This window comes from Caballeronia arvi, assembly GCF_001544695.2.
GTDB classification, from domain to species: domain Bacteria; phylum Pseudomonadota; class Gammaproteobacteria; order Burkholderiales; family Burkholderiaceae; genus Caballeronia; species Caballeronia arvi.
Map to the genome: position 1 here is coordinate 32,862 of NZ_FCOM02000014.1, position 26,990 is coordinate 59,851.

General features: G+C 64.0%; 22 protein-coding genes. 8 read left to right on the forward strand and 14 right to left on the reverse strand.

Annotated elements, in window-relative coordinates; translation table 11 throughout:
• Positions 1-4: 4 nt before the first annotated feature.
• The 4 genes from AWB74_RS17870 to AWB74_RS17885 all read right to left on the reverse strand — a co-directional run bounded on the left by AWB74_RS17870 (position 5) and on the right by AWB74_RS17885 (position 6,793).
• Positions 5-1,366, reverse strand: coding sequence for a 2-hydroxycarboxylate transporter family protein (locus AWB74_RS17870; protein ID WP_061148075.1), 1,362 nt, complete (start codon positions 1,364-1,366; stop codon positions 5-7).
• Between the two features lie 34 nt (positions 1,367-1,400).
• Positions 1,401-4,106, reverse strand: a complete 2,706-nt coding sequence (locus AWB74_RS17875) for a CoA-binding protein (protein WP_061148076.1) — start codon at positions 4,104-4,106, stop codon at positions 1,401-1,403.
• 43 nt (positions 4,107-4,149) lie between these two features.
• Complete coding sequence (locus tag AWB74_RS17880) at positions 4,150-5,442, reverse strand: ATP citrate lyase citrate-binding domain-containing protein (RefSeq protein ID WP_061148077.1); 1,293 nt, start codon at positions 5,440-5,442, stop codon at positions 4,150-4,152.
• A gap of 442 nt (positions 5,443-5,884) precedes the next feature.
• Complete coding sequence (locus tag AWB74_RS17885; RefSeq protein ID WP_061148078.1) at positions 5,885-6,793, reverse strand: LysR family transcriptional regulator; 909 nt, start codon at positions 6,791-6,793, stop codon at positions 5,885-5,887.
• A 169-nt stretch (positions 6,794-6,962) separates the two neighbouring features.
• Here AWB74_RS17885 and gltP point away from each other — a divergent pair, with 169 nt between their 5' ends.
• Both gltP and AWB74_RS17895 read left to right on the forward strand, forming a co-directional pair.
• On the forward strand, positions 6,963-8,288 hold the full coding sequence (gltP, locus tag AWB74_RS17890; RefSeq protein WP_061148079.1) for a glutamate/aspartate:proton symporter GltP: 1,326 nt from the start codon (positions 6,963-6,965) through the stop codon (positions 8,286-8,288).
• Positions 8,289-8,318: 30 nt separating this feature from the next.
• On the forward strand, positions 8,319-9,608 hold the full coding sequence (locus tag AWB74_RS17895) for an aminotransferase class V-fold PLP-dependent enzyme (RefSeq protein ID WP_061148080.1): 1,290 nt from the start codon (positions 8,319-8,321) through the stop codon (positions 9,606-9,608).
• Positions 9,609-9,684: 76 nt separating this feature from the next.
• Here AWB74_RS17895 and AWB74_RS17900 read toward each other — a convergent pair whose 3' ends face one another.
• From AWB74_RS17900 to AWB74_RS17920, 5 genes are all read right to left on the reverse strand, one after another.
• Positions 9,685-10,938, reverse strand: a complete 1,254-nt coding sequence (locus AWB74_RS17900; RefSeq protein ID WP_061148081.1) for an MFS transporter — start codon at positions 10,936-10,938, stop codon at positions 9,685-9,687.
• Between the two features lie 93 nt (positions 10,939-11,031).
• Positions 11,032-12,132: a porin gene (locus AWB74_RS17905; protein ID WP_061148082.1), complete on the reverse strand. Its 1,101-nt coding sequence runs from the start codon at positions 12,130-12,132 to the stop codon at positions 11,032-11,034.
• Between the two features lie 30 nt (positions 12,133-12,162).
• Entirely contained in the window at positions 12,163-13,779 is a 1,617-nt protein-coding gene (gene mhpA, locus AWB74_RS17910) for a bifunctional 3-(3-hydroxy-phenyl)propionate/3-hydroxycinnamic acid hydroxylase MhpA (RefSeq protein WP_061148083.1), read from the reverse strand.
• An 88-nt stretch (positions 13,780-13,867) separates the two neighbouring features.
• Positions 13,868-14,806: a VOC family protein gene (locus tag AWB74_RS17915; protein WP_061148175.1), complete on the reverse strand. Its 939-nt coding sequence runs from the start codon at positions 14,804-14,806 to the stop codon at positions 13,868-13,870.
• A gap of 67 nt (positions 14,807-14,873) precedes the next feature.
• Positions 14,874-15,722: a fumarylacetoacetate hydrolase family protein gene (locus tag AWB74_RS17920; RefSeq protein WP_061148084.1), complete on the reverse strand. Its 849-nt coding sequence runs from the start codon at positions 15,720-15,722 to the stop codon at positions 14,874-14,876.
• 174 nt (positions 15,723-15,896) lie between these two features.
• Here AWB74_RS17920 and AWB74_RS17925 point away from each other — a divergent pair, with 174 nt between their 5' ends.
• From AWB74_RS17925 to AWB74_RS17935, 3 genes are all read left to right on the forward strand, one after another.
• A complete protein-coding gene (locus AWB74_RS17925) occupies positions 15,897-16,601 on the forward strand; it encodes a TetR/AcrR family transcriptional regulator (RefSeq protein ID WP_061148085.1) in 705 nt (234 codons plus the stop codon).
• Between the two features lie 112 nt (positions 16,602-16,713).
• On the forward strand, positions 16,714-17,076 hold the full coding sequence (locus tag AWB74_RS17930; RefSeq protein WP_061148086.1) for a cupin domain-containing protein: 363 nt from the start codon (positions 16,714-16,716) through the stop codon (positions 17,074-17,076).
• 4 nt (positions 17,077-17,080) lie between these two features.
• Entirely contained in the window at positions 17,081-17,827 is a 747-nt protein-coding gene (locus AWB74_RS17935) for an SDR family NAD(P)-dependent oxidoreductase (protein WP_061148087.1), read from the forward strand.
• 72 nt (positions 17,828-17,899) lie between these two features.
• Here the strand turns inward: AWB74_RS17935 and AWB74_RS17940 are convergent, their stop codons facing one another.
• Positions 17,900-18,553 (reverse strand): TetR/AcrR family transcriptional regulator, encoded by a 654-nt coding sequence (locus AWB74_RS17940; protein ID WP_061148088.1) that lies wholly within the window; start codon positions 18,551-18,553, stop codon positions 17,900-17,902.
• A 223-nt stretch (positions 18,554-18,776) separates the two neighbouring features.
• Here AWB74_RS17940 and AWB74_RS17945 point away from each other — a divergent pair, with 223 nt between their 5' ends.
• On the forward strand, positions 18,777-19,013 hold the full coding sequence (locus AWB74_RS17945) for a hypothetical protein (RefSeq protein ID WP_061148089.1): 237 nt from the start codon (positions 18,777-18,779) through the stop codon (positions 19,011-19,013).
• A gap of 10 nt (positions 19,014-19,023) precedes the next feature.
• Here the strand turns inward: AWB74_RS17945 and AWB74_RS17950 are convergent, their stop codons facing one another.
• The 4 genes from AWB74_RS17950 to AWB74_RS17965 are packed head-to-tail and all read right to left on the reverse strand — an operon-like array spanning position 19,024 to position 23,926.
• Positions 19,024-20,502, reverse strand: a complete 1,479-nt coding sequence (locus tag AWB74_RS17950; protein WP_061148090.1) for an MmgE/PrpD family protein — start codon at positions 20,500-20,502, stop codon at positions 19,024-19,026.
• Between the two features lie 37 nt (positions 20,503-20,539).
• A complete protein-coding gene (locus AWB74_RS17955; RefSeq protein WP_061148091.1) occupies positions 20,540-21,469 on the reverse strand; it encodes an electron transfer flavoprotein subunit alpha/FixB family protein in 930 nt (309 codons plus the stop codon).
• On the reverse strand, positions 21,469-22,218 hold the full coding sequence (locus AWB74_RS17960) for an electron transfer flavoprotein subunit beta/FixA family protein (RefSeq protein ID WP_061148092.1): 750 nt from the start codon (positions 22,216-22,218) through the stop codon (positions 21,469-21,471). The genes AWB74_RS17955 and AWB74_RS17960 overlap by 1 nt, the downstream gene beginning before the upstream one ends.
• A 52-nt stretch (positions 22,219-22,270) precedes the next feature.
• The gene (locus tag AWB74_RS17965) at positions 22,271-23,926 is read right to left on the reverse strand and encodes a spinster family MFS transporter (RefSeq protein ID WP_061148176.1); all 1,656 of its coding nucleotides are present in this window, start codon (positions 23,924-23,926) and stop codon (positions 22,271-22,273) included.
• Positions 23,927-24,366: 440 nt separating this feature from the next.
• Between AWB74_RS17965 and AWB74_RS17970 the strand changes: the two genes are divergently transcribed.
• Both AWB74_RS17970 and AWB74_RS17975 read left to right on the forward strand, forming a co-directional pair.
• On the forward strand, positions 24,367-26,046 hold the full coding sequence (locus AWB74_RS17970; RefSeq protein WP_061148093.1) for an FAD-dependent oxidoreductase: 1,680 nt from the start codon (positions 24,367-24,369) through the stop codon (positions 26,044-26,046).
• Complete coding sequence (locus tag AWB74_RS17975) at positions 26,043-26,960, forward strand: fumarylacetoacetate hydrolase family protein (protein ID WP_061148094.1); 918 nt, start codon at positions 26,043-26,045, stop codon at positions 26,958-26,960. The genes AWB74_RS17970 and AWB74_RS17975 overlap by 4 nt, the downstream gene beginning before the upstream one ends.
• Positions 26,961-26,990: the final 30 nt, after the last annotated feature.

Below are 26,990 nucleotides of genomic sequence, written 5' to 3' on the forward strand. Positions count from 1 at the left end.
CAGATCATCCGAAATGCGCCAGCATCAGCAAAGTCAGCGTGACCACGATCGCCCCGCCGATGCGTGTCGCGATCTGCGCGAAGGGCATCAGGGTCATGCGGTTCGCGGCCGTGAGGATCGCCACGTCGCCGGTGCCGCCCTGGCCGCTGTGGCACGCGTTCACGATCGCCGTGTCGATAGGGTACAGCTTCATCAGCCGGCCGACCACGAAGCCCGTGCCCATCAGGGTCGCGACCGTCACCACGATCGTCACGATGTTCGCCACCGTGAAGGCCGCGATCAGCTTGTCCCACGGCGTCATCGCCACGCCGATCGCGAACAGCAGGGGATACGTCACCGCCGTCGAGAAGAACTTGTACACGACGAACGCGCCTTCCTGAAGCTGCGGCGACACCGCGCGCGCGAGCTTGACCAGCACCGCGAGAAACAGCATGGCGACCGGCGCGGGCAGGCCGAACATGTTCCGGCACATCAGGCCGAGCAGATACAGCGTGATTGCGGTGATGCCCGCTGCCGCGATGTGCGTCACGTCGATATGCCCGCGAATCTCCTCCTGCACCGGGTCCATCTCGTCCTGCTCGCCGACCTGAAGACGGCCCTGGCCCGTCAGATGCGGAAAGCGACGTCCGACCATGTCGAGCACGCCCGACAGCACGATCGCCGTGAGGCTGCCGAGCATCACCGGCGGCAACACCTGCGCGAACAGCTCGCCCTGCGGCAGATGCATGATCTCCGAGTAGCCGATCGACAGCGGAATCGCGCCTTCGCCGACGCCGCCCGCCATGATCGGCACGACGATGTAGAGCAGCGTGTGGCGCGCGCCGAGGCCGAGCGCCGTGCCGACCGCCGTACCCACGATCGCCGCCGCGATCGAGCCTGCCGCGAGCGGAATGAAGATCTTGATGAAGCCCTGGATCAGCACGCGCCGGTCCATGCTCAAGATGCTGCCGACGATGATCGACGCGATGAACAGATACAGGAAGTTCGTCTGCTTCGTGAACTCGGTGGTGAGATGCAGGATCGGTTTCGGCAGCAGATGATAGTAAGTCAGCGCCGACGGAATGAAGGTCGCGAAGATCGCCGCCGCGCCGATGTTGCGCACGAGCGGCATGCGCTTGCCGATCTCGGCGCACGTGAAGCCGAAGAAGGCGAGCACGGCGATCGCCATCGAGATTTCGCCGGGCACCTTGCCCGTCACCGCGAATCCGGTGATCAGCACGAGCAGCAATACGTACACGGGCAGCGGAATGATGCCGATGCGCGTCTCCATCAGCTTCCACCAGCCTTCGGGCCAGAAGCGTTCCTTGTTCACCGATGTTTCTGTCTGCGCGTCGTCGTGCGGCGCGGAACGGGATGTGATGTGCATGAATGTCTCCTTGTTTGTTGTCCGATGACCGCGCTTACGCGACGAAGCGCACCTTCGATTGCGGCGTGCGCGTGTCCATGTTGCGTCCTCGATTCAGGTGATCGTCGATCTCGCCCGCGCAGCCGATCATGCGGCCGAACAGGAACACGGTGAACGCGGCGGTTTCGAGCGACGCGTCGCTGAAATCGCCCTCGCGGTGGCGCGTCCACAGCATCTTGAGCAGCACCGAGGCGATCACTGCGTCCACGTTCACGGCAAACACGTTGCGGGTGACGTTTTCGTCGTAGAGCGCCTGAACCAGTGCGCGGTAGTAGTCGTGGAACACGTTGTATTCGCCGCGCGCCGCGAAGCGTTCGCGCACGAAGGCCTCGCGCGGGTCCACGTTCACAGGCTTGCCCTTGAATACCGGATGGTTGATGCAGGGCAGGGCGCTCGCCTGCTGCGCGCCGAGCTCCTTGCGCGCGGCGCGCTCGTCGCCGTAGGCGCGGGCGAAGCGGGCGGCCATCGACGCGAGGTCCAGGCCGTGGGCCGCGTTGCCGGGATCGGTCATCGCGACGTCGCTGAAGCGTTCGAGCAGGAACGCGACGCCTTCGAAGCCGTTGCCGCCGTGCGCGTAGCCCGCGTGCGTGAGAAAGCCGGTCATCGCCTTGTTGAGCTGCACGCGTGCCGGCGTCTCGGGGCCGTCGGCCGCGACCGCGCCCTTCGCGCCCTGCGCCGAGATCGCGCCGGGGCCGTTCGTGAGCAGCAGGCCGACGAGCGTCCGGAAGCCGGACAGGTCCGCTTCGCCCGGTTCGCCGCCGATGAGCGCGGCGCACGCGACCGCCGTGAGCGAGTGCGCGCCGGTCACGTCTTCCATCGGGATGCCGCAGAAGCGTCCGGCTTCATGCCGGCATGCGTCGGCGGAAGCGCCGATCATCGTGCCCACGATACGCATCCACCACGGCAGGTTCTCCGCCGTCACGCGCGAGACGCGCTTGCGCATGAGCGGGCCCCAGGCGAGCGTCGTCGTGATCGCGGCGAGCACGGCGTCGGCACGAAGCGGCGCACCGAGCGAGCGCAGGTAGCGGATGAACACCGACTTCGCCTCGCGACGGCCGACGCCCGCGAGCAGCGCTTCCGCCTGCGGATCGGGCTCGCGGGCGATGAAGAGGGCGCGCGTGTCGTCATCGGCATCGAAGGCGGACAGATCGAAGTCTTCGTCGAGCGCATCCTTCAGTCCCGCCGCGACGCCGAGATCGACGAGCGCACGCGCCGCCCGCCGCGCATGCTCGACGCGCTTCGGCCCGACGATGCTCACCGCCGCTGCCAGCACGCTGTTGGGCGCATTGCCGGCTTCGCGCGCGGCCTGCGCGGCGGCGAGCGTCACATCGCCGTGCAGATTGACGCACGCGCCCACCGCGGCGCTGACGAGCTTCGCATCGTTCGCGCCGCCCGTTTCGTGCAGGAGCGCGAGGCACAGGTTCGCTTCCATCGACTGCTGCGATGCCTGCAGGACGCTCACGCCATGCAGGCTCGCCACCTGCGTCTGCGGGTCCATCTGCGACGCGCCCGAGGCATCCTTCATGTTCTCGCGCGGCAGCACGATGCCGACCTGCTGGTCGAGCGCCGCGATCTGCTGGTCGTAGGGCGAAAGCGCGTCGACGACCGGAAGATCGAGCTCGACGGGCATCGCGAGCCCGCGCGACGAGCGGAACCACGGCTTCAGCGCGAGGCTGCCTTCCGGCTCGAAGTCGGGACGGGCGCCGTTCAGGCGCATCACGGCGGTGAGGGCGGCGGGAATGTAGGCGATGTTGGTCACGAGCGCGCCCTTCGCGCTGCACACCGGATCATCCGGCGTGAACGCGCGCTCGACGCCGAACTTTTCCATGAACCAGCGTTCCTTCGCGACGGCATCGTCGTCGCCGCCCGCGAGCGCGCCCGCATGACCCACGGCGCGCGTGAGCTTGCCCTTCCAGCGCCCGACCACGCACGCGACGACCGGCTTCGTGAACTCGGCATCGAGCTCGTAGTAGCCGCCCGGTTCCGAATACAGCACGGCCGCCTTGCTGCGCGCGTCGTTGGCGAGCGCGAACGCGAACTCCGGCGCGGCGAAGTGGATGTACACGTCCTTGCCGCTCGACATCAGCGTGGTCGTGCCCCAGCCCGCCATGCGCAGGTACGTGGCGATCGTCGTCGTGAAGTTGCCCGAGTTCGAGAAGATGGCGATGGAGCCTTTGCGCAAGGCCTCGTCGGGATTGTCGCCGCCGAGCGCGCCGCCGATGCGCACGCGGTTCCACGCGTCGGCCACGCCGAGCGAGTTGCCGCCGAAAATGTCGATGCCGTTCTGCTGGCCCATCGCGCGGATTTCGCGGGAGTCGTGCACGGAGAGCTTTTCCGTCACGATGAAAATCTTCTTCAGCTCGGGATTCACGCGGATGAGCTCGGCGACGCCGTCGCGCGCAGCCGATGGCGGCAGATACACCACGCCGCAGTTGAAGCGATGGCCGTCCTGCAGGCCTTCGAGCACGTTGTTATAGACGGGAATATTGCCGAGCGATGTTTCGAGCACTTGCCCGCGACGTCCCGGCGAGGTGCCGAACACGACATTGCCGCCCGAATACGCGTGCCCGACAGGCGTCACCTGACGCGATTCGCCGCCGAGAATGTTGAGCACGCAGACGCGGTCTTCGCGGCTCGCGGCCTGTGCGAGCGAGCTGACGCCGACGTAGTACTTGAATTCGCCTACACCTTTCTGAAACATGGTCTTCCTCCGAATGGGTCGATGCGGTTCGTCGCGGCTCGCGTCAGGCGTGGGCCGCGACGGATTCGATGCCGCCGAGCTTTGCCGCGATCTGCTCGCGGCCGCCCGTCTTCATCCAGGCGTCGATGCCCTGCGCGTAGCGGATCACTTCGCTGATGTCCGAATCGAAGCCGAAGATGCTGTAGGGCAGGCCGAGCGCGTCGCAGGTGTCGCGCATCGCGCCGAAGCCGCGCACGAGGTTCGGGCCGCCGCGTCCGATCACGACATGCAGCGGCGTCGGGCCGTGCTGGCTGAAGTGCTCGCGCAGGGCGTCGGCCATCGCGCGCAGCGTCTCGAAGATGTCGGTGTTGTTCGACTTGCCGCCGATGATGAACAGCACGTTCGTCTGCTTCAGCCAGTGCCTGAAGCAGATGCGCGCGACTTCCTTCATCTTTTCGTAGGGCGGATTGCCGCCGAAGTCGGAGGAGATGATGGCGTCGTCGCCGAGCATCTCCGAAACGAGCGAATTCGCGCCGCCGCCGAAGGTCGGGGCGAGGATCGTGCCGCGCTCGTTGATCACGTAGACATCGCTTTGACCTTGATACGTGCGTAACTGGTTGATCTCCGATTCGAAGTCCGAATAGTCCACCGAGAAAAGATGCGCGGGCAGGTTCAGGCGCTGCCAGCGGCCGTCATCGCGATCGAAGCCGCACTTGAAGTCGCACGCGACCGGCGTCAGGCGTCCGTCGCGGCCCGGCTGCATGCGGATGGGATTAAGCTCGAGCGTCGTCATGCCGAAGTTGTGATACAGCTCCCAGAGCTTCGGCAGATGCTGCACGAGCGGCGAGATGATTTCCTTCGGCGCGTTCAGGCGCGACAGCGCGTTCGCCACCACGAACGCCTTCAGTCCCGTAAGCGGGTCGAAGGGCACCTGCGCGATCATGCTCGAATCGAGTTCTTCGATGTCCATGCCGCCGTGATGCGTGAGCGTCATCATCGGGGCGCGAAAGCGCGTGGAATCGGTAATCGAGAAATACACTTCATGCTGGGCGGGCACCGCGCCCTCGAAGGTCACGCCGTTCGCCTTCGCACACTGATTGCCGTGGCGATGCTCCGCGAAATAGAGGCGCTCCTTTTCCTTGAGCGCGGTGCGCAGATCGCTCGCGCGGCCGATGAGGCCGGCCTTGCCCTTCTTGCCGACGCCGCCCTTGAACATCGGCTTGACGAACACAGAACCGTGGCGGTCGATCAGCGCCTTGATCTCTTCCTCGCTGGCGTCGGGGCCGAGCACCTCGGCGCTCGGATAACCGCCGAACTGCAGCAGCTTCGAGCCATACAACATTCCAGTCACTTGCATGTCGTGTCCTTTCTGATTGGGTAATTCGGCTGTGATCCGGCATCCGCTGCGCGGCGCGTATGTTGACGCGCGTGCGCATTCACCCGCCCGGTCGGGCGGCTGGTTCGAGATGCGTGAGGAAAAAAGATGGCGCGCGCTATCGAGGCGCGGATGCCCGCTCGGGCAGTGAAGAAGTCATGTCGTCGTCTCCGTCTAGTTTTGAACCGCGAAGTGCGCTCGCGGCCGGGCCTATGTCTGGAATAAGGCAAGGCCTATGCCAGGCGAGGCGTGGAGACGTTGATATTTAAGTCTATGATTTAAATGAGATTTTTTCGCAGGCTAGATAAGATGCGCTGATGCCGTTCTGAAATCTCAGAATCGGCCAATCGGGCTGGCTGAACTTTAAGCCCGTCGAGCGGCGCGCGAAGGCGCCGCATGCGGGCGCAGGCGATGCAGCGGACCGCTAGCTTCCCGGATCGAGCAGATTGGAAGAGAAGTCGCACGATTGCGCAGCCAGGCGCGCCACGGCAGCACTCAACGAATGCGACTGCTCTGCCCGATGCATTGCGACGTATCTCACAGGCGGCAGCGCGGGGCGCGTCGGCACCACGACGAGCGTGCGCCGCTCGAGCATGCGAGAAAGGCATGTCGTGGGCAGATAGCTGACGCCGAGCCCGGAAAGCGTTAGCCCGATCTGCGCGATGAGACTGTTGCTCGCCAGCACTTTCTGCAAGGCCACGCCTTGTTCTTCGAGAAACCGGCTGTAGACATAGCCCGTTCCCGACAAGCCGCCCTGCAAGATGAGCGGAAACTTCGCGATCTCGGCGAGCGGTATGACACGCTTGCCCGGCGCGAGGCTCGCCGCGCACATCCACGCGTTCTCGACCTGACCGACGAGCGTCGCCGCGAACGCCTCGACCTCGTGTGTCTGCGGCACGATGATGACGTCCACCGTCGCCGCCGCCAGCCGTTCTCGCAAGGTCGCATTGAGATCGACTTCGGCTTCGACCTTGACCTTCGGATATTCGGCCTGAATCGCCGCAATGAGACGCGGCAGCCACGTCAGCGCCGTGAGTTCGGTGACACCGATGCGAATCTGCCGCACCAGCGATTCTTTCGAGCTCATGCGCTCGACGATCCGGTCGCGGCGTTCGAGCAATTCCTTCGCGTGCTCGAAGAACTCCGTGCCTTTCTCCGTGAGACGCGCACTGCGATTCGCGCGGTCGAAGACAGCGACGTCGAATGCACGCTCCAGTTCCTGCACGCGTTTGGATACCGCCGACTGTGTGGTGTTGAGGCGCGTCGCGGCGGCTTCGAAGGAACCGAGCTGGACGATCCAGTACAACGCTTCCATCTGCTTGAAGGTCAGCATGAGCGTGGCGATCTCATCACTTAAAGCGATAGTTTCTCATAGAAAAAAATCGCTTTTTTAGTTCTTTTTGGCTGATTACCTTTTCCATAACGAGTGCCAGCCGCGGCTCGACGAGGTTCGCTCATAAGAAGCGCCTAACCAACTCAACTGGTAAGTGTCCGGAGGACGCATGGAATCCGTTTTGGAAACACCTCAGGCCGATCGCGCAGAGCGCAAGCCGCGCGTCGGGCTCGCCTGGCAAATCCTGATCGGCCTCGTGGCCGGCATTGCGGTGGGCGTGGTGCTCAACCGCTTTCCGGAATTTCGCGAAGCGGCCATCAACGGCTTTCTGCAGCCGGCCGGCGACATCTTCATCCGCCTGATCAAGATGGTCGTGGTGCCGATCGTCTTCACCAGCATGGTGATGGGCATCGCGGGCGTGGGCGACGGCCGTTCGCTCGGGCGCATCGGCCTGAAGACGCTGATCTACTTCGAAGTGATCACGACCATCGCCATCGTGCTGGGACTGGTGCTCGGCAACGTGCTGCATCCGGGACTCGGCACCGATCTGTCGCAACTCGGCCACACCGACATCTCGCGCTATCAGCAAACGTCGCAGCAGACGCAGGGGCATCACGGTTTCATGGCGCTGTTGCTGAGCATCATTCCCGACAACATCATCATGGCGATGGGCCGCGGCGATCTGTTGCCGGTGATTTTCTTCTCCGTGCTCTTCGGCCTCGGCTTGCAATCCGTTCCCGCCGAATATCGCAAGCCCGTGCTCGCGACATTCAAAGGCATCAGCGATGCGATGTTCAAGGTCACCGGCATGGTCATGCGTTATGCGCCCTTCGGCGTGTGCGGGCTGATCGCGGTGACCGTCGCGAGCTTCGGCTTCGGTTCGCTGCTTCCGCTGATCAAGCTCGTCGCGGTGACGTATCTCGCGATCATCCTGTTCGCGGTGTTCGTGCTCGGCGTGACGGCGCGGCTCTTCGGCTTCAACATCTTCACGCTGCTGCGGGTCATCAAGGATGAACTCATCATCGCGTTCTCCACGTGCAGTTCGGCCACGGTGCTGCCGCAACTGATGAAGAAGATGGAGGACTTCGGCGTGCCCAAAAGCATCACGACCTTCGTGGTGCCCACGGGTTACACGTTCAATCTCGACGGCGCTTCGATCTACCTCGGCATCGGCACGCTGTTCGTCGCGCAGCTCTATGGTGTGCATCTCGGCGTGCAAGAGCAGATCGTGCTCGTGCTGACGATGGTCGTCACGTCCAAGGGCGCGGCGGGCGTTCCCGGCTTCATGTTCGTCATCTTGCTGACAACGCTCGCGAGCGCGGGTCTGCCGCTCGAAGGGCTTGCGTTCATCGCGGGCGTCGACCGGATCATGGACATGGGACGCACGGCGCTGAACGTGGTCGGCAACGCGCTCGCACCGCTCGTCATCGCCAGATGGGAAGGCCAGTACGACGCGGAGAAGGGCAAGGCTTACATCGCATCGCTGGACGCGTAACGAGAAATCATGGAACGAGGAGCAAACGAGATGAGCAGCAAACAGGGACAGTTGTTTTCCGCATCGCTGATGGACCAGATCAAGTGCCGCTTTCATTACGTCGATCACGATGTCGATGGGCGTGCGCGCCTCTTTTTCGACAACGCCGGCGGATCGTTCCGACTGAAGACGGCGCTGGAAGCGTTCGCTCGCATCGATGCGCTGCCGGATTGTCCCGAGCGCATTCACGAGCGCGCGCTGTATTTGCAGGACATCCAGACGCGCGGCGAGGAAGACATTCGCTGCATCCTCAATGCGCGCGATGGCAGTGTCTATCTCTCGCTGACGGCATCCGCCGCGATGTTCGAGATGGTGCGCGCGGTGATGGAGAACGTGCCGGGCACGAACGCCGTGACGACCATTCTCGAGCATCCGTCGTCCTTCGATGCGATGAAGCTCTACTGCGAACGCACGGGCAAAGCGTTGCGCGTTGCGCCGAGCAACGCGGAGACGGGCGGCGTCGATATCGATGCGATCGTCTCGCTGATCGACGATGACACGGCGCTCCTGAGCGTGATGTATGCATCGAATATATCGGGCGCGAAGCTGGATATCGCGGCTATCGTCGAGCGGGCGCGGGCACGCAAGCCGGATCTGTTCATCATCGTCGATGCGGTCCAGCATGCGCCGCACGCGGTCATCGACCTGCAGAAGACGCCCGTCGACGGCATCAACTTCGCGCCATACAAATTCTTCGGTTGCAGAGGAGCGGGCGTCGCGTGGCTGTCGGAACGGCTCGCGGAGTTGCCGCATCATCGGCTCGACGCCAAGGAGAAGGGCGTCTGGGAACTCGGAAGTCCCGCCCCGGCCCATTTCGCTGTAGTGAGTGCGATCGTCGACTACGCCGCGTGGATCGGTGCGCAATTCAGCGACGCCGAGGACCGGCGCGAGTTGTTCGTACAGGGCATGCAGCGTATCGAGGAGCACGAGCGCGCATTGCTCTCGCTGATGCTCGATGGGGTTGAAGGACAGCGCGGACTGCGAGCCATCGACGGCGTGCGAGTGTTCTGGGACCACGACGACTTGACGCGCCGCGACCTGATCGCGGGCATCGGCTTCGATGCGCTGGACCCGACCGCCGCCGTGCGCGCCTATGAAGAGCGTGGTGTGATCGTGTATGAGCGGATCGCGACGAGTCTTTATTCGGGACGCATGTTGAAATCGTTCGATCTCGACGGCGCCGTGCGCATCTCGCCATTGCATTGCCACGCACCGGGCGACATCGCGAGATTCCTTGCAGTGACGCAGGAGATCGCGGTGGCAAGCCGGGTCGCCGGATAGCCGTGCGAGAGAGCGACGCATCGAGATGCCATGTCGGGCGCCCGATGCGTCCTGTCGCCTGTCGCGGGTCGCGCCATCAGTCCAGCGCAACGGCGGGCGCCTGCACGCGCGCCCGAGAGGGTGCCGTTTCCTTCAGACTGAGCGTCACGACAAATCCGATCGCGAGCGCAGCCAATCCGAGATGCATGATGTACTGAATGCCGAAGTGCTTGGCGACGTAACCCGCGATCGCCGGTGCGAATCCGCCACCGAAAACTTCACCGATGCCGACGACCAGACCCGAAGCCGTCGACATCAGCTCCGCCGGTACCGATTCCGCGCTCAACGGTCCCACCGTCAGCGTGATCATGCTGAACACGAAAAGAAGCGTGAGCGTGAGGTAGATGAAGAGCGTTGTCGGATTCGCACCGGTTCGCATGAGAAGGAACAGAAAGACGGCCGCTCCGATCACGGAGAAGATCATGACCGGCTTTCTGCCCAGTCGGTCGGATAGAGCGGGCATCACGAGCGTGCCGAGCGTGCCGCCGAAGCCGATTGCCGAAAGCACGTAGCCCATCTGCTGCATGCTCAGGTGCAGATAGTCGATCAGGTAGTTCGGGAACAGTGCGCTCAGTACGACGAGGCACGTCAGCCAGCACAGCATGCCGACGATGTTCAACGGTATGTTGCGGAAGCGAAAGACATCGGTCCACTTGTGGGCGGCAACATCGTGCGTCGCCGTGTGCAATGCGGCAGCCGTCGATCGAGTATTGCGCAACACCCTGAACATCAGGTAAGCCACCAATAACCCCGGAATCGACACGACCGCGAAAATCCAGTGCCACGGCAGCACCTTGAGCAATTGCGTCACGAGAATCGGCGCGATGCCCAAGCCAAAAAGCGGCAGCGCCATCTGCTGAATGCCGATGTTGCGCCCGTGTCGCGTCGGCCGCGATGCATCGAGGGTCGCGATGATGCTCGCAGGCGTGTACGCGCCCTCGGCAAAACCCATCACCGCGCGGATCAGGATCAGCGAGCCGACGCCGGTAGCCAGACCGCTCAGGCCCGCCAACAGCGAGAACACGACGATCGCCGGAATGATCACCTTGCGGTGACCGACGCGGTCGGAGAGGTTGCCCATGAACATCGCGGAGATGCCCCATGCGACGGCGAGCGCCCCGGTGATGTGCCCGAGGTCCTGATAGTCCAGGTGCAGGTCCGTCATCATGACGGGAAAGAGCGGCATGATCATGAACCGATCGATGCCGACCAGTCCGAAGCCGAGGGACAGCAAGGCGACGGCTTTCCACTCATAAGCCGTATCCCATCTGAATCCGGTGTTGTGTTCCATGTTTGCAATCTCCAGTCGATAAGCGGCGTATTTAGACGCGACGATCCAATGTGCGCGAGGGATTCGCGCACGTTTCCAGCAAGGGAATACGTGTCAGAAAGAGGTCTGCAGGCCGAGGCGGCCGATGACCTGATGCGTCGTGCTCGACTGAGCCGCACCGTTGATCCAGGCGTTGTGTCCGCCTTCGACGTCGCCGCCGGTCCACTGACAGACCGCCTCGGCATAGAGCGTGGTGCGTTTGGAAAGCAGATACTGCGCTGCGGTCGTGACCTGCTGCGCCCGGTTATGGCTGAGCTGCGCGTTACCCTTCATGTACTGATAGTTCGCGCCGAACCTGATGTCCGGCATGAACGTGTACAGCCCGCCGACCTGAACCGCCTGCACGACACCGCCCGTCAGCGTGTTGCGCGTGTTGGTGTAGAGCGCGTTGAGAAACACGTTGCCGATGGTCTGACTCACCCCGCCGCCGAAATTGCGGATACCGTCGTGGCCGTCGTTCAGCGCCGCATACTTCGTTTCGTTGTAAGCGGCCGCAATGCCGAAACCGCCGATCGCATAGTTCACGCCGAAGCCGATCGTGTTGTTCGCGGAAAACGAGCCTGGCGTATTGCCGAAACCGTACAACGCGCCGAGTCTCAAGCCCGTGAAGGTGGCCGATACGATCTTGACCGAATTCGACACGCGCGACGTCCCGCCGGTCTGATCGAAGTCGAACGAGCCGGTCGGATTCTGAGGAATGCCGAGCGCGGCGAACGGCCCCTGGCGCATGTTGTACAGGCCGCCATAGGTAAAGGCGCCATCCAGCTTCGCCGGCGGGAAGAAGAGGAAGTCGGCCATCAGGTTGTATTGCTGGCCGAACGTGATGCGCCCGACATCGTCCTTCGACAAACCGACGAAAGCCTGCCGGTTGAAGTCGGCGCCCGGTCCCGGGATTCCCGCGCCGCTGTTCACCGAGAATTGCGACGCAAGCTCGAACAGGGTCTTGTACCCGCCGCCCAGATCTTCGATGCCACGAATGCCCCAGATGCTCGGCGTCCAGATCGAGTCGTCGGCTTTGAAGTTGTGGCTGCCGTTTTCGTTGCTCACATAGCTCACGCCGACATCGAGAATGCCGAACAGCGTCACGCTGCTTTGCGCGTGAGCGTGCGTGGCGAGCGCGCACGCCGCGACCAGCGCCAATAGTGTCTTCCTCATGTTTCCTCCAGCGGTTTTTATTGTTCGAGTTCAGGAAACGGCCGCTTCGATGGATTCGGCAAGCGGAAACCGCGATACGAGGTCGCTCAGCAGCGACGGCAGATCCTGAAGCGTCTTCACGCCGCCGAAGACGTAGAAGTCGGGCCGCACGACGATGGCTTTGACGCCGTGCTCATCGAAGAACTGCTCGTACTTGCCGCTGACGTCGAGCAGTACGCGATCCTTGACGGCTTTGTCCGCGTCGGTCGTGATGCCGATCGAACGCCCGCCGATGGCAGCGAGAGCCGCCTTGCACTGCGCGTCGAGATACTGGTTCGGGTGCGCATCGAGCGCGATGACGTGAAAGCCGTTGGGCACGGCATCGTCGTAGCGCGATGCTTCACCGAGGTTCCTGACCTGGCCGTGGACGCTCAGCAGGCCGGCCACGCTTTCGCACGCGAAGGCCGGGTTCTGGCAGATCAGGCCTTCGGTCAGGCCCGGGAACGGCGCAAGCGCAGGCACTTCGCCGGCGAGATACGCTTCGTCGCGTCGAGCCGCCTCTTCCTTGTCGGAGATGCAAACGACCTGTCCCATCGCGATGGATGCGTCGATCACCGCGCGCACTTGCGGACGACGCTCGGGGGTATAGCTTTCGAGCAGGCGGTCCGATGAAATGCCCTTGAGGATCTGGTCGAAGCGCCAGGCGAGATTCCATGCGTCCCGGATGCCGGAGCACATGCCCTGGCCCATGAACGGCGGCATCTGATGGGCCGCGTCGCCCGCGAGCACCACGCGCCCGCTATGCCAGTTTCGCGCGATCAGCGAGCGAAACTTATAGACGGCATGGCGCACGAGCGTCGCGTTCTCCGGCGTGACCCACGGCGACAGCAGTTCCCACACTTTCTCCGGCTTTTGCAGGTCTTCGATCGATTCGTGCGGCAGGCGCATGAACTCCCAGCGACGGAAGCCGGGGCCGCCCGGCACCATCGTCGTCGGGCGGGCCGGATTGCACCACTGGCCGATGTCGGGCACATCGAGCTTCACGCCATCGTTGGGCTTCAGATCGATGACGAGCCAGTCTTCCTGGAAACCGAGATCGTCGAACTCGATGTGCTGCGACTTGCGCACGAAGCTGTTCGCGCCATCGGCCCCGACGACGTAGCGGGCGCGCACGGTCCGGGTCTCGTCAGTCGGCTCCCAGTTCGCGCCGCTCATGACGCCGCGACGCAGCGTCAGTTCGCAGCAGTCGGACAACTGCCGCAATCCGGTTGCTTCCCGGCCTTGTTGCACCGAGACATTCGTGAGCGACTTCGCCTTCCTGTCGAGCAACGCTTCGAGCGACGGCTGATTGAAGAGGTAGCCCACGGGGCCATCGCTGATAGATTCCGCCGACCAGTCGATTTCAACGAGCGTTTTCCAGTCCGCGTTGAACCACTGATATTTGGCCGACGGCTGCGAGATGCGCTCGACGTCCTCGCCGATATCCATCGCATGAAAGATGCGGCGGATCTCGTGGTCGTGAAAAACGGCGCGCGGAAGCGGATACAGCGAAGGCCAGCGATCGAAGACCGCAACGTTATAGCCGCGTTCTCCGAGCAATATCGAAAGAGATTGCCCGACCGGTCCGTATCCGACAATCGCGACGTCGAGGATGTTTTGATCTGTCATTTCGTTCACCTGCTGAAAAAAGAGCGAGTTGTGCCCTGACGCCGGATGAACCGGCAGTCATCGAATCGATGCAAAGGGTGCGAAGCGGTCAGTCTTTTAAAACGACGCCGGCTTCGGTGTTATGGATGAAGTCGTCGGGGACCGGCGGGCCCCATAGATAGAGCGAGTCTTCCGGCGCGAAGTCGCCGGCGGGCCACGTCTTGCCTGCGGACACGAAATCGATGTCGGCGGAGTACTCGCAGAACGAGCCCCACGGGTCTTGCACGTAGTGGAAGTAGTTCGAACCCAGCACGTGCCTGCCCGTGCCCCAGCCCAACGCGTAACCGGCAGCCGCCATCTGCGACGCGCCCTGGCCCACGAGATTCACGTTATCGACATCCCACGCCGCGTGATGCCAGCCGCGCGCGCTGCTCTTGGCGAACGCGACCAGATGATGATCGCTGCCGTGCGGCGCATGGGTGAACGCGATGATGTCGAGCGACTTGTCCGACAGACGCAGGCCGAGCGCCTTGCCGTAAAAGTCGAGCGCGCCGAGGACGTCAGGCGAGAACAGCAACACGTGAGAGAGCCGTCGCGGACGCACGGTCTTGGCTTCCGAGCGCATGTGGGCGCCGCGCTGATCCGCGTTGCTCGACGCGACGACGCACGGCGCCTTGTCGAAGGGCGTCGTCTTCGGGCCGATCTTCACCTGGATCAGATTGCCGTCCGGATCGTGGAACCAGATGCCTCGATCGGGCGAGGCAACCAGTTCCGCGCCCGCCGCCACCGCCTGATTGCGGATCGCTGCGAAGTCTTCCTCGAAGCAGTTGAAGCTGAGATACGCGAGTGACTTTCTCGATGCAGGAAGGATGCGCGCCCAGCGATGGCCATCGGCTGCGCGTAATTCGAGTTCTGCGACGGTCGCTGCCACGTCGAGACCGAACGCGCTGAAGAAGCGCTCTGCATCGGCGAGCGAGGGAACGTTGAGCGCAAAGTGATCGATCGAGTGAACACTCGCGCATGCGGATGCTACGGCAGGGTCGCTCATGACTGTGTCTCCATGTTCGCCATGTTGAATGAGCGCCGGTTCTGCGACCGGCTTCGCGGATAAGGGATTAGCGCGCTGCTTCGTCGGCGATGACATTGCGCAGGGTGCCGATCTTCTCGACCGACACTTCGCACACGTCGCCTGCTTTCATCAGGAGCCGCGGCGTGCGGGCCCAGCCGATGCCCGATGGCGTGCCGGATACGATCACGTCGCCCGGTTCGAGCGTGATGGCTTCGCTGATCACGCTGATGAGCGTCGCGACGTCGAAGACCATGTCGCTGGTGCTCGCCGACTGAACCACTTCGCCGTTCACGCGCGTTTCCAGCAGCAGGCCTTTCGCGCCCGCGGGCAATTCGTCGGCGGTCACGAGGTCGGGACCGAACGCGCCCGTGCCATCGAAATTCTTGCCGACGGTCCACTGCGGCGTCTTGAACTGATACTCGCGCACGGAGCCGTCGTTGAAGAGCGCATAGCCCGCGACGTGCGAGAGCGCGTCTTCCTTCGCGATGCGGCGGCCGCCCGTGCCCAGCACGACCGCGACTTCACCTTCGTAGTCGAGCCCTTCGCAATCGGTCACGCCCGGACGAATCATCGGCTGCTCGTGTGCGATGAGACTGGTGTTCACGCGCAGGAAAAGCGTCGGGTAATCGGGTTGTTCGTACTTGCTTTCCTTCGTGTGATCGGCGTAGTTCAGACCCACGCAAACGATCTTCGGCGGCTTTTGCAGCGGCGGAAGGAACTTCAGGCCGGCGGCAGGCACTTTGTCCTCGGTCGCGTGAGTCTTCGCGTACTCATCGAGACAAACGCCGCGAGCGAGCAGCGACTCCAGCGGCTCGTCGCCGATGACGCGCACATGATCTCCGTCGCGAACCCCGAGGGTTGCCTTGCCATTCATTTCGAAACTGACGAACCGCATATTGCCTCCTGTTCACCCGAGGCGACTTGCCTCAGGGCTGAGTGCTTATCGAATTGACGAATTTGTCATTTCTAATTTTAAGCAAAATGACAATATCGTCAATATGAATCGACATAGGACAAACCCGCAGGCGGCATGCGCTGCTAAAATCAAGCCAGATCAAAGGGATAGTCAATGGAAGCGACAGATTCGATCGAGAATCATCGAACCCGCGTGGGCGCATTGCGACGCGAGAAGACGCGCATTCGTCTGATCGAAAGCGCGCTGAGCGTTTTTGCGGAGAAGGGCGCGGACGCGCCGACGATCGACGATTTCATCGCGGCGGCGGGCGTGGCGCGCGGGACGTTCTATAACTACTTCCGCACGACGGCGGAACTGCTGTCAGCGGTGGCCGGCGAAAGCAGCGATGAAGTGCTCGCGGTCATCGACCCACTCGTGCGCGCAATCGATGATCCGGCACAGCGCGTGGTGGTGGGTTCGCGCCTCTATATGGGCATGGCGGCGCGCTATCCGCTGTGGGGCGCGTTCATCACGCGGGTGGGCACGAAGCGGGGTTCGCGAGGCCGCCTGCTCGACGAATACCTTGTTCGAGATCTGCAGATGGCTCTGGATGCGGGTCGCTTCGACGTAGCGGACGTGGTCGTCGCACGCGATATTGCGCTCGGCTCGATCATGTACGGCATCGACACGCTGCTATCTGACGACGCGCCAGTCGACTACGCCGAGCAGTCGATGTACGCGCTCATGCGCGCCTTCGGCATCGGAGCGCGGGAAGCTCGCAAACTTGCCTATGCGCCGATCGCCGAACCTCCGGCGCCGCGCGGCGCCATCTTCGAACGCGTCGATGCGTCGGGAGACGAAGACGGCGAGCTGCCGTGACGCGACGAGTCAATCATCGAGATGCATTGCGCGAAATCGTGTCCTAGACTCAATTACTCGCGCATTCAACAATCTGCTCGCTGTGTCCTTTCGTCCGACCAAAGGAGAAGCGATGGACTGCACCGAGATCTACACCAGCCTCGACGGACACTCGAAGTTCAGGCGGCTCTCCGCGTTCGAGGCAAATCCCGTGCTGTTCAACGGCGTCGCCGTCATGCTGTCTTCGCCGCAGCCGTGCGAAAGCGTGCTCGTGCACGAGTTCGACGGCGACTACTTTCTCGGTTGGCATAATCCGCCGTCGCGGCAATACGTCGTGATGCTGGAAGGGGAACTCGAAATCACCGTGCAAGGCGGTGACGCAGCGCAGCGTTTTCCTGCGGGCGCGGTTTTCCTGGCAGGCGATCTGCACGGCACCGGCCATTCGACGCGCGCGCTGCGAGCGGGCCGCGCATTGGTCATCAACTTGCGAGGATGAGACGATGCTGTCGAAGAATGCCTTGGCAGTCGTGACGGGCGGAAGCAGCGGCATCGGCTTCGCCGCCGCCGAGCGGTTCGTTGCCGAAGGCGCGCGCGTGGTGATCAGCGGGCGCAACGAGGAAAAACTGCAACGGGCCGCGCAGATGCTGGGCGATCGTGCGCTGCCCGTCGTCGCGGACGCCGCGAGCCAGGACGACATGCAGCGGCTGTATCAGACCGCCGTCGATCACTTTCAGTGCGATGTCGGCATCGTGGTCGCCAACGCGGGCGTGTCGCGGCAGACGCCCGTGCCCGAGACCTCGCTCGCGGAGTTTTCCGACGTCCTCAGCGTCAACGTCGGCGGCGTGTATGCGACGGTGCGCGAAGCCCTTCCGTTTCTCGCGCGGCCCGCATCGATCATTCTGGTTGCGTCGCTTGCGGCGAATCAGGGCACGAAAAATTTCTCTGCTTATTGCGCGTCGAAGGCGGCGGTGGTTTCGCTGGCGAAGTGCTTTGCGGCGGAGTTCATCGGCTTCGACATACGCGTCAACAGCATTTCACCGGGCGTGGCCAACACGCCGATCTTCGAATCGCTGGGCATGTCCGAAGCGCAACTGATGCAATGGTCGAACGTGATTCCGATGAAGCGGCCCGCCGAGCCAGCCGAAATCGCCGCGGCGATTCTATTTCTCGCGTCCGATGCGTCGCGGTATATGACGGGTGCCGATCTCGCGGTCGACGGGGGAATGTCGGGGATCAGTCCGTTCTGAGCGTCGGGGATGTTCGGTCGGTTCCTGGCGCATTATCGATAGATATGCTAACTATCATCGAATATCAGCGACTCACGAAGTCGTCTTGCCGAGCGCGTTCCACAGCACGCCGGTCGCCTTGCGGAATGCGGGCAGATCCGGAGCATGACTTCCCGAGCGCCGCAGAAAAACGATCAGGCCTTGCCAGTGCGAGTAAATCAGTGCGCCTCGAATGCGGCATTCCTGCGTCGGCAAATCAGGATTGATCTGCGATACGAGTGAGCTGAACAGCGTCTGGTATTTCACGCTCACATCCTCCATCACCTCGCGCATCGCGGGATGGTGTTCGGCGAGACACCAGCATTCGAGAGCGAACGGACTGAGCAGATTGCTCGACCGGTTCAGCGCGTTGAAGGTTTCGTCGAGCACGGCATGAAGGCGCGCTTCAGGCGTGAGCCGGGTGTCCTCGCCCAGTTCGTTGAAGCGGCGCAGATAGCGCTGCGCGAGTGCCTCGATGGTCGCCTTGAGCAGCACATCGCGGCTGCCGAAATAATGCTGCAGCGTAGCGAGACGAATATTCGCGGCCGCCGCGACGGCCCGCTGCGTGAACCCGCTATTCCCCGCCGACGCGAAAACGTTGATCGCCGCTTCGAGAATTTCTGGGATGCGCGTTTCGCGATTCCCCCGGACCATTCCCTTCTTCGCCGTCTCCGCGACGCCGGACAGCGCAATCGTCAGATTTTCCATCGTTCGTCCCGCCCCTTTTCACGAGGTTCGATTTCGCAGGGAGGTTCAGCTGACCTATAAGTATTAGTCTGCTGACCAACTGCTGGAATCTTATACCTCGATACGGGCGGATAGCCAGCTAAGTAGTGGTAAACAAGTAGTCATGCTTTCCTTGTTAATTGGTCAACTGACCACTAGTATTTGGTCATTGGACCAATTAAAGCGTGGTCCGCGGAGCCGGGAAATGAACGATAGGTCGATGACGTTGCATGGGCTGGTCGAGAAGTGGCTTGCCCCCTACCTTGCGGCTCCCGCGCGCGTCGTGCGCCTCGCGCGCAACGAAGCCGGCTCGCACCGCTGCGTGCGCATCGAGATAAGCCGCGCATCGCGCGACCTCTCGATGCTGTTCTTCCGCCACGACGACGGCTCGTGGCAAGTCTATCCGCCTCAGCGGTCGCGTCCCTGCCTGAACGCGTGGTGATGCCCGCGCTTTACGCCGCCACGCCCTGCGCGCGCATCGAGCGGGACAGCGCGTCGAGGCTCGCGGTCAACCGTTCGACCGGATGTTCGTCGAGCGACATGACGATGTCGGCCACGTCGCGCGCCGCGTGCCGAAGTTCTTCCGGGCCGTCGCCGTCGGCATCGAGACCGGTCATCACGCCGAACTTGCGCCGGATCTGCGCATCGGAGAAATGGGTTGCCGGCGTCCACGGGTCGCCCGTCGCGTTGTCGGCGGTTGCGCTGAACACCGTGCCGCGCGCGTGGATATCGACGCCACCGGGCACGCCGCGCCATTGCCCGCCCGTCATCCATTCCGCGATGTTCGACGACGACGGTTCCGCCGTGACCGTCACGCGCTCGCGAAACGCCGCGATGCGCGGATCGTTCATGGTCGTCGCGTCGTACCAGCGCGGACCCGGCGGAATCGCATGCACCAGCGCCGCGAGCGCATGCGCGTGGCTGAACTCGGCGCTCAACCAGTCGCCCGGCCGCTGCTCGCGGAAAATCGGCGTGAGAGCGAACGGATTCGCCCGCACCACGACGCGCGTGATTTCATCGGGCCGCAGCGCATGCCGTTCCAACAGTTGTGCGAACGCGGTCAGCGGATGATGAATCCAGCGGCAGCAGGGCCACGGTTTATACGTCGTGTTGAGAATCTGCCAGTCGTCGCCGAGACCGGCGAGGAGCGCGTGATCGTCGTGGCCCGGCGAGCCGTAGAACTTCCAGAAGGCGTTCTCGCCGTCGAGGATGTCTTTGAAGCCCGTGCTGCCGAGCCGCGCGAGCAAAGCCGACGACACGCCGATCTCCGCGCACCAGCCCGCATCGGCATATTTGTACATCGGCTGCTCGACGGATTCCGCCCACTTGCGCAAGGTCGGCTGCGGCGAATTGCTGCCGCCGATGCCGAACGCGTGATTGGCCTGGCCGCCGTCGAGACGCGCGATATGCGCCGATGCGCCGATGGCCGCCCACGTGATCGTCGCGGCGGGACCGCCGAGCTCGTTCCAGCCGATCACCTTGCCGTTTTCGATCTGCATCGGCGCGCCCATCCAGCTGCCGATGCGCGCGCCCACATCGAAGCCGACGGCGATCGCGCCGAGCAGATCGCGGCCGCTCTTCCTGTCGAGTTCCGCCAGCGCCAGCGCGGAGAAGACAGTGGCATTGCCAAAGTGCGTCGACGTGGGGAAGGTGTCGTCGGCGTCGAGCACATTGGCGAGGCGCGCGTTGGCGTAAGCCGCTGCCGTCGCCGAACTGCGCCGCGACGAGCCGACAACGCTTGCGTGCGGCGCGCCGCCGAGGATATCGACATAGTCGAGCGCGATTTTTCCGCTCGGCGTATCGACCGCGCCGAGCGCGCAGCCGACCGTATCGAGCAGCAGGCGTTTCGTTTCGTGCACGACGGACGAAGGAAGGTCTTCGAAGCGCGTTTCTACCGTGAAATCGGCGAGTGTCTGTGTGAGCGTGGTCATGTTTTGGAATCCTGAATTGACAATGAACGCGTGCGTGTCAGAGCGCGGCCTGCAGTTGCGGCAGCGCCTCGAACAGATCGCCGACGAGGCCGTAGTCCGCGACCTGGAAGATCGGCGCATCGGCGTCCTTGTTGATGGCGACGATCACCTTCGAATCCTTCATGCCGGCAAGATGCTGAATCGCGCCTGAAATGCCGACGGCGACATACAGTTGCGGCGCGACGATCTTGCCCGTTTGTCCGACCTGCAGATCGTTCGGCGCGAAGCCCGCATCGACGGCCGCGCGCGACGCGCCCACCGCCGCGCCGAGCCTGTCAGCGAGCGGGTAGAGCAGCTCGAACTGTTCCGCGCTGCGCATGCCGCGCCCGCCGCTGACGACGATCCCGGCAGCGCCCAGATCGGGGCGATCTGAGCGCGCCAGCTTCTCGTCGACGAACACGGACATGCCGCTATCGATCGCCGTCGCGACGGGCACGATATCGGCATGGCCGCCGCCTGCATCGACGGGCGCGAAGGCGGTCGGCCGCACGGTCGCGCACTTGATCGCCGCCGACGACTGCACCGTGGCGATCGCGTTGCCCGCATGGACAGGGCGCTTGAACGTATCGGCGGAGAGCACGGCGATGATGTCGGAAACGGGGTCCGTGTCGAGCAGCGCCGCGATGCGCGGCAGCACGTTCTTGCCGTGCGAACTGGCCGCGCACAGGATGTGGCTGAAGTCCGCCGCCAGCGATACGACGAGCGGCGCGACGTTCTCCGGCAACTGATGCGCATGGGCGGCGTGATCGGCGACGAGCACCGTTTTCACATCCGCGATGCAGGCCGCCTGACGCGCCACGTCCTGCACATCGTGTCCGGCCACGAGCAGCGTGACGTCGCCGCCGATCGCGCGAGCCGCGGCAAGCGTGTTCAGCGTGGCCGCGCCGAGCGTGCCGTTCGTATGTTCCGCGATGACGAGTATGGCCATCAGATCACCTTCGCTTCGGTTTTGAGTTTATCGACGAGTTGCGCGACGGATTCCACCTTGACGCCGCCCTTGCGCTCCGCAGGCGGCTCGACCCGCAAAGTCCTGAGCGATGTCTCGATTGATACGCCGAGCGCGCTCGCGGCGAGCGTGTCGAGCGGCTTCTTCTTCGCTTTCATGATGCTGGGCAGCGTCGTGTAGCGCGGCTCGTTCAGGCGCAGATCGACGGTGACGACAGCGGGCAGGCGCAGCGATACCGTCTGCAGCCCGCCGTCCACTTCGCGCGTCACGGCCGCACGCTGCGCCGCGATGTCCACGGCCGAGGCGAACGTGCCCTGCGGCCAGTCGAGCAACGCGGCGAGCATCTGTCCGGTCTGGTTGTTGTCGCTGTCGATCGCCTGCTTGCCGAGCAGCACGAGCTGCGGGTCTTCCCGTTCGACGACGGCCTTCAGCAGCTTCGCGACGGCGAGCGCGCCGGGCGTTTCTGACGTTTCGACCAGAATCGCGCGATCCGCGCCGATGGCGAGCGCCGCGCGCAACTGCTCCTGCGCGGCGGCGGGCCCGACCGATACGGCGACGACTTCCGTCGCGACGCCTCTTTCCTTCAGACGCACGGCTTCTTCCACGGCGATTTCACAGAACGGATTGATCGACATCTTCACGTTGTCGAGCTCCACGCCGCTGTGATCCGATTTGACGCGCACCTTCACGTTGTGATCGACGACGCGCTTGACCGTAACCAATACCTTCATGCTGACGACCTCATTGCCTGATTCCTGATTGAAAAATTGCGGGCACGCACCGCTAGTGCGTGAGCTGCGGACCACTGACTTCCACGTAACCGTCCTCGCGCGTTTCGGCGTTGAAGCGTTCGAGTTCCGCATGCGCGTCGGCTTCGCCCTGCGAGAGCGAGCGGGTTGCGAACAGCAGCGCGCCGATCGACACCGGCAGCACGCCGATCGCGAGAAGAATCGCAAGCCGCAGATCGCCGGATGCGTCGCTCACGAGACCGACGAAATACGGCCCGAGACCCAGGCCGAAGATGTTCGGTCCGAGCGAAAATGCGGCGAACGCCGTGCCGCGCAAGCGCGGAATCACGAGATCCTGCGTGGTCGCCTGAAGCGGGCCGAACCACATCGGCACGAAGAAGGTCGCGACGGCATACGCGCAATAGAACACCGTGACGCTGTGCGTGAGGTACTGCACGACGCTCGCCGCGCTGAAGGCGGTCGCCGTCACGCAGACGAAGTAGAGGCGGCCGAATGCGTGCCTGCGCTTGGCCCAGTCGCACAGATAGCCGCTTACGCTGATGCCCGTGCCGCCCGCGATGATCGCGATGATGCCGAGGTGCAGACCGGCGTGCGCGGTCAGGCCGAGCGTGCGGCTCGCGTAGACGAACACGAAGGCGTTGACGGCGTTCATCGCGAAGGCGAGGAACGCGCCCGCGACGGTGACGGCCGCGAAAGTGCGCGATCCGGTGATGAGACGGTGCGCGTAGGCATCGCCGAGACGCGTCGCCTGATACCAGTTGGAGCACACATAGAACGCCACCGCGATGGCGATCCACTGCACGAGATTGCTGGTGATGTCGAAACCGCCGACCGTCGCGATCACGGCCTTGCGGCCCGCGGACAACACCTGATTGGTGCCCCAAGTGGCCACGATCACGAGCGCGACGGAAATGAGCAGATAGACGACATTGCGCGAATACTCGCGGCGCGGCGCGCCCAGGGCCTGCAGGCGCAGCCAGCTCCACGGCGGGATCATCGCGCCGAGATCGCGCAGCGCGCTCGCGAAAGGATGCGGGTCTTTTCTTGCCGGAACCGTGTCGAGCCGGCCGCGCACCGGCTCGCGCACCGTCAGCATCACGATCAGCGCGAACAGCATGCCGGGCACGCCCACGCCGATGAACGACGCCTGCCAGCCCGTCAGCCCGAGCGGCGCATTGCCGTTCGCGAAGGCGTGCTCCCATGCCGACACGATCGAGCCGCCGATCGCGAGCGATGCGCCTGCGCCCACATACACGCCGACGGAATAGAGCGAGAGCACCGTGCCGCGCCGGGCGCGCTCGAAGTAGTCGCCGAGCAGCGAGACGGCGGCGGGCGTGGCGCTCGCCTCGCCGATGCCCACGCCGATGCGCGCCGTGCCGAGCTGCACGAAATTGCGCGAGAGCCCGGAGAGCGCCGTCATCAGCGACCAGAACGACAGTCCGAGCGCCAGCGTGCGCACGCGGCTCCAGCCATCGGCGAGACGGGCGAGCGGAATGCCGAACACGCAGTAGAAAAGCGCGAACGACGTGCCGTAGAGCAGGCCGAGCTGCGCGTCGGACACGCCCAGGTCTTGCTTCAGATAGGGCGCGAGGATGGTCACGATCTGTCGGTCGACGTAACTGAACGCGTAGATCAGCGTCAGGATGAACAGCACATACCAGCGGTACCACGGACGTTCATGGGTGGTCATGGCGAACCTTTGAAATGCGGCGCCGGGGCGCGATTGGACACGGCGCGTATGCGGATCGACGGCCATGCGCCCGGATTCGCGGGCAGGCCGGTCTCGTTGAAGAACCGTCGCGGGAAGCGACTAATCGGTGCGATGGGCGGGCATGGCGTCGTGTCTCCTGATCTTGTCTTTTGTCGGCTGCCGGGGCGCGTCGGCCCATCGGCTGCTTCACAGGATAGCCATGCATATCGCCCTGAAACCAATACGTTTTTCCGATCCATTGAGAGGAAGAACCTTGCGTGCGAACCAGAGGGAAATCCTCTGAATTCCTCTGCAAACAGTATTGGTCGGGGCGCGGGGGTGCTTGCTAGAGTGGCTTCACATCGAGGCGCCGCTGCCTGAAGACAGGGCGGCGCGACGTAGGTCCTAACGATACGTGGAGCATGATGGAGCATTCAGCTATGGCGCAAATCGAAACGAACGGGCGCGTCCCGGTCGTCATTGTCGGCGCGGGGCCGATCGGCCTCTCCCTTGCGGGCGATCTCGGCTGGCGCGGCATTCCCTGCGTGCTGATCGAGCGCGGTGACGGCACCGTGTTTCAGCCGAAGATGGACATGGTCGGCATCCGCACGATGGAGTTCTGCCGCCGCTGGGGCATCGTCGGCGATGTCGAGAACGCGGGCTACAACCGAGACTATCCGCAGGACTACGCATGGGTGTCGCAGCTCGCGGGCGGCTATGAATTCGGCCGCGAGCCGTTCCCGAGCGTGCGCGACGAGGCGCGCCCCGAGCAGAGCCCGCAAAAGCGCGAACGTTGCCCGCAGAACTTCTTCGATCCGGTCCTGACGCGCTTCGCGAAGAGGACCGGCAAAGTGCAGGTCCGCTATTCCACCGAATACGTGTCGCACGAAGAACGCGAGGACGGCGTCACGGTGACCGTGCGCGATCTGGCGTCGGGCAAGGAAGAGACGATCGATTGCCTGTATGTCGTCGGTTGCGACGGCGGCGCGAGCCGTGTGAAGGAGAAGCTCGGCATCCGCATGACGGGCGCGCCCGCGCTGACCTACACGACCAACGCGATCATCGAATGCAAGGGGCTCGAGGCGCTGCACGACAAGAAGCCCGGCTACCGATATATCTTCATCGGGCCGGAAGGCACCTGGAGCACCGTGGTCGCGATCAACGGACGCGACTGGTGGCGCTTTTCGATCGTCGGCGACGGCGAGATGCGCACGCTCTCGGAAGACGATGTCGCGGCGGCGTTCCGGCGCGCCGTGGGCCGCGACGATGTCGAGTTCCGCGTCATCTCGGTGATGCCGTGGATCCGTCGCCAGCTCGTCGCCGACAACTACGGCACGGCGCGCGTGAAGATCGCGGGCGACGCCGCGCATCTGACTTCGCCGACAGGCGGCTTCGGCATGAACATGGGCATTCAGGACGCCGTCGATCTCGGCTGGAAGCTGCAGGCGATGGTCGAGGGCTGGGGCGGCGCGCATCTGCTCGACACCTATGAATTCGAGCGCCGCCCCGTCGCGATCCGCAACGTCAACGAGGCGACCAGCAATCTCAAGCTCATGCTCACGCCGCGCAAGAATCTGAGCCCGGCGGTCTTCGAGCCGGGCGCAGCGGGCGACGAAGCGCGCCGCGTGTTCGGCGACGCCTACACGGCGATGATGAAGCGCGAGTGGTACACCATCGGCATTCATCTGGGCTTTCGCTACGAAGGCTCGTCGATCGTCGTGCCCGATGGCACGCCGGAGCCGGAAGACACGGTCAGCGCCTACGCGCAGACTTCGCGTCCCGGCCATCGCGCGCCGCACGTATGGCTTGCGCCCGGCCGCTCGACGCTCGATCTCTTCGGCCAGGCTTTCGTGCTGCTGCGCTTCGACGCATCGCTCGACGTGGACGTGCTGCGCGACGCGGCACAACGCGCGGGCGTGCCGTTCACGGTCGTCGATATCGGCAACGACGCGGCGCGCGCCGCCTACGAACGCGCGCTGGTGCTCGTGCGGCCGGACGGCCACGTGGCATGGCGTGCCGATGCTGCGCCCGAAGACGCCGAAGCGCTGATCAACGTGATTCGCGGCGTGTATCCCGTCAGGCCCGAAGCCGCCGTCACCGAAGAGGTGGTCACGCGATGAAACTCGTCACTTTCGACCAGGGCCGCATCGGCATCGTGGATGGCGAGCGTGTCATCGATGTCACCGATCTCGCGGGCGCGGAGCCGGGCGCGTGGCCGCCCGTCGGCATGGTGCGCCTGATCGCCGGCTGGCACACGCACGGCCCCGCGCTGCGCGATGCGCTGACGCGGCGCGAAGGCGGGCCGATAAGCAGGCCGCTCGCCGGCGTGCATCTCGAAGCGCCCGTGCAGTGGCCCAACAAGGTCATCGCGTTTCCGGCGAACTATCACGCGCATATCGACGAGATGAAGCACGGCGCGGGCAGCGGCGTGATCTCGACCTACAAGGCGAGCGGCCAGGGCTTTTTCCTGAAGGCGAATTCGAGCCTGAGCGGTCCCGCCGACGACATCGTGCTGCCGCCGCTCGTGGGCCGCGAGATTCATCACGAATGCGAGCTCGGCATCGTCATCGGCAAGCGGGGGCGCGGCGCGTCGCGCGCCGAAGCCCGCGACTACGTGTTCGGCTTCACCTGCCTGCTCGACATGGTCGTGCGCGGCAAGGAGGAGCGCGTGATGCGCAAGTCCTTCGATACCTTCTGCCCGACCGGACCGTGGATCACGACCGCCGATGAAATCGCCGACTTCGGCGACATCGGAATGCGCCTCTTCGTGAACGGCGAGGAGCGTCAGTCCGCTTCGACGCGCAATCTGATCGTCGACATTCCCGAGATGATCGCGATGTCCTCGGCCGTGATGACGCTGGAGCCGGGCGACATCATCGCGAGCGGCACGCCGGCGGGCGTCGGACCGGTCGAGGACGGCGACGTGCTGGAGATCGTCATCGACGGTATCGGCTCGATGAAGCTCGCGGTGCGTCAGGGCGAGCTCGGCGCGCACGCCGTGTGGGACGAAGCGAAAGCCGGTCTCGCGGTGTGACGCGCACCGCCTCGCAAGCAGACAAACGAA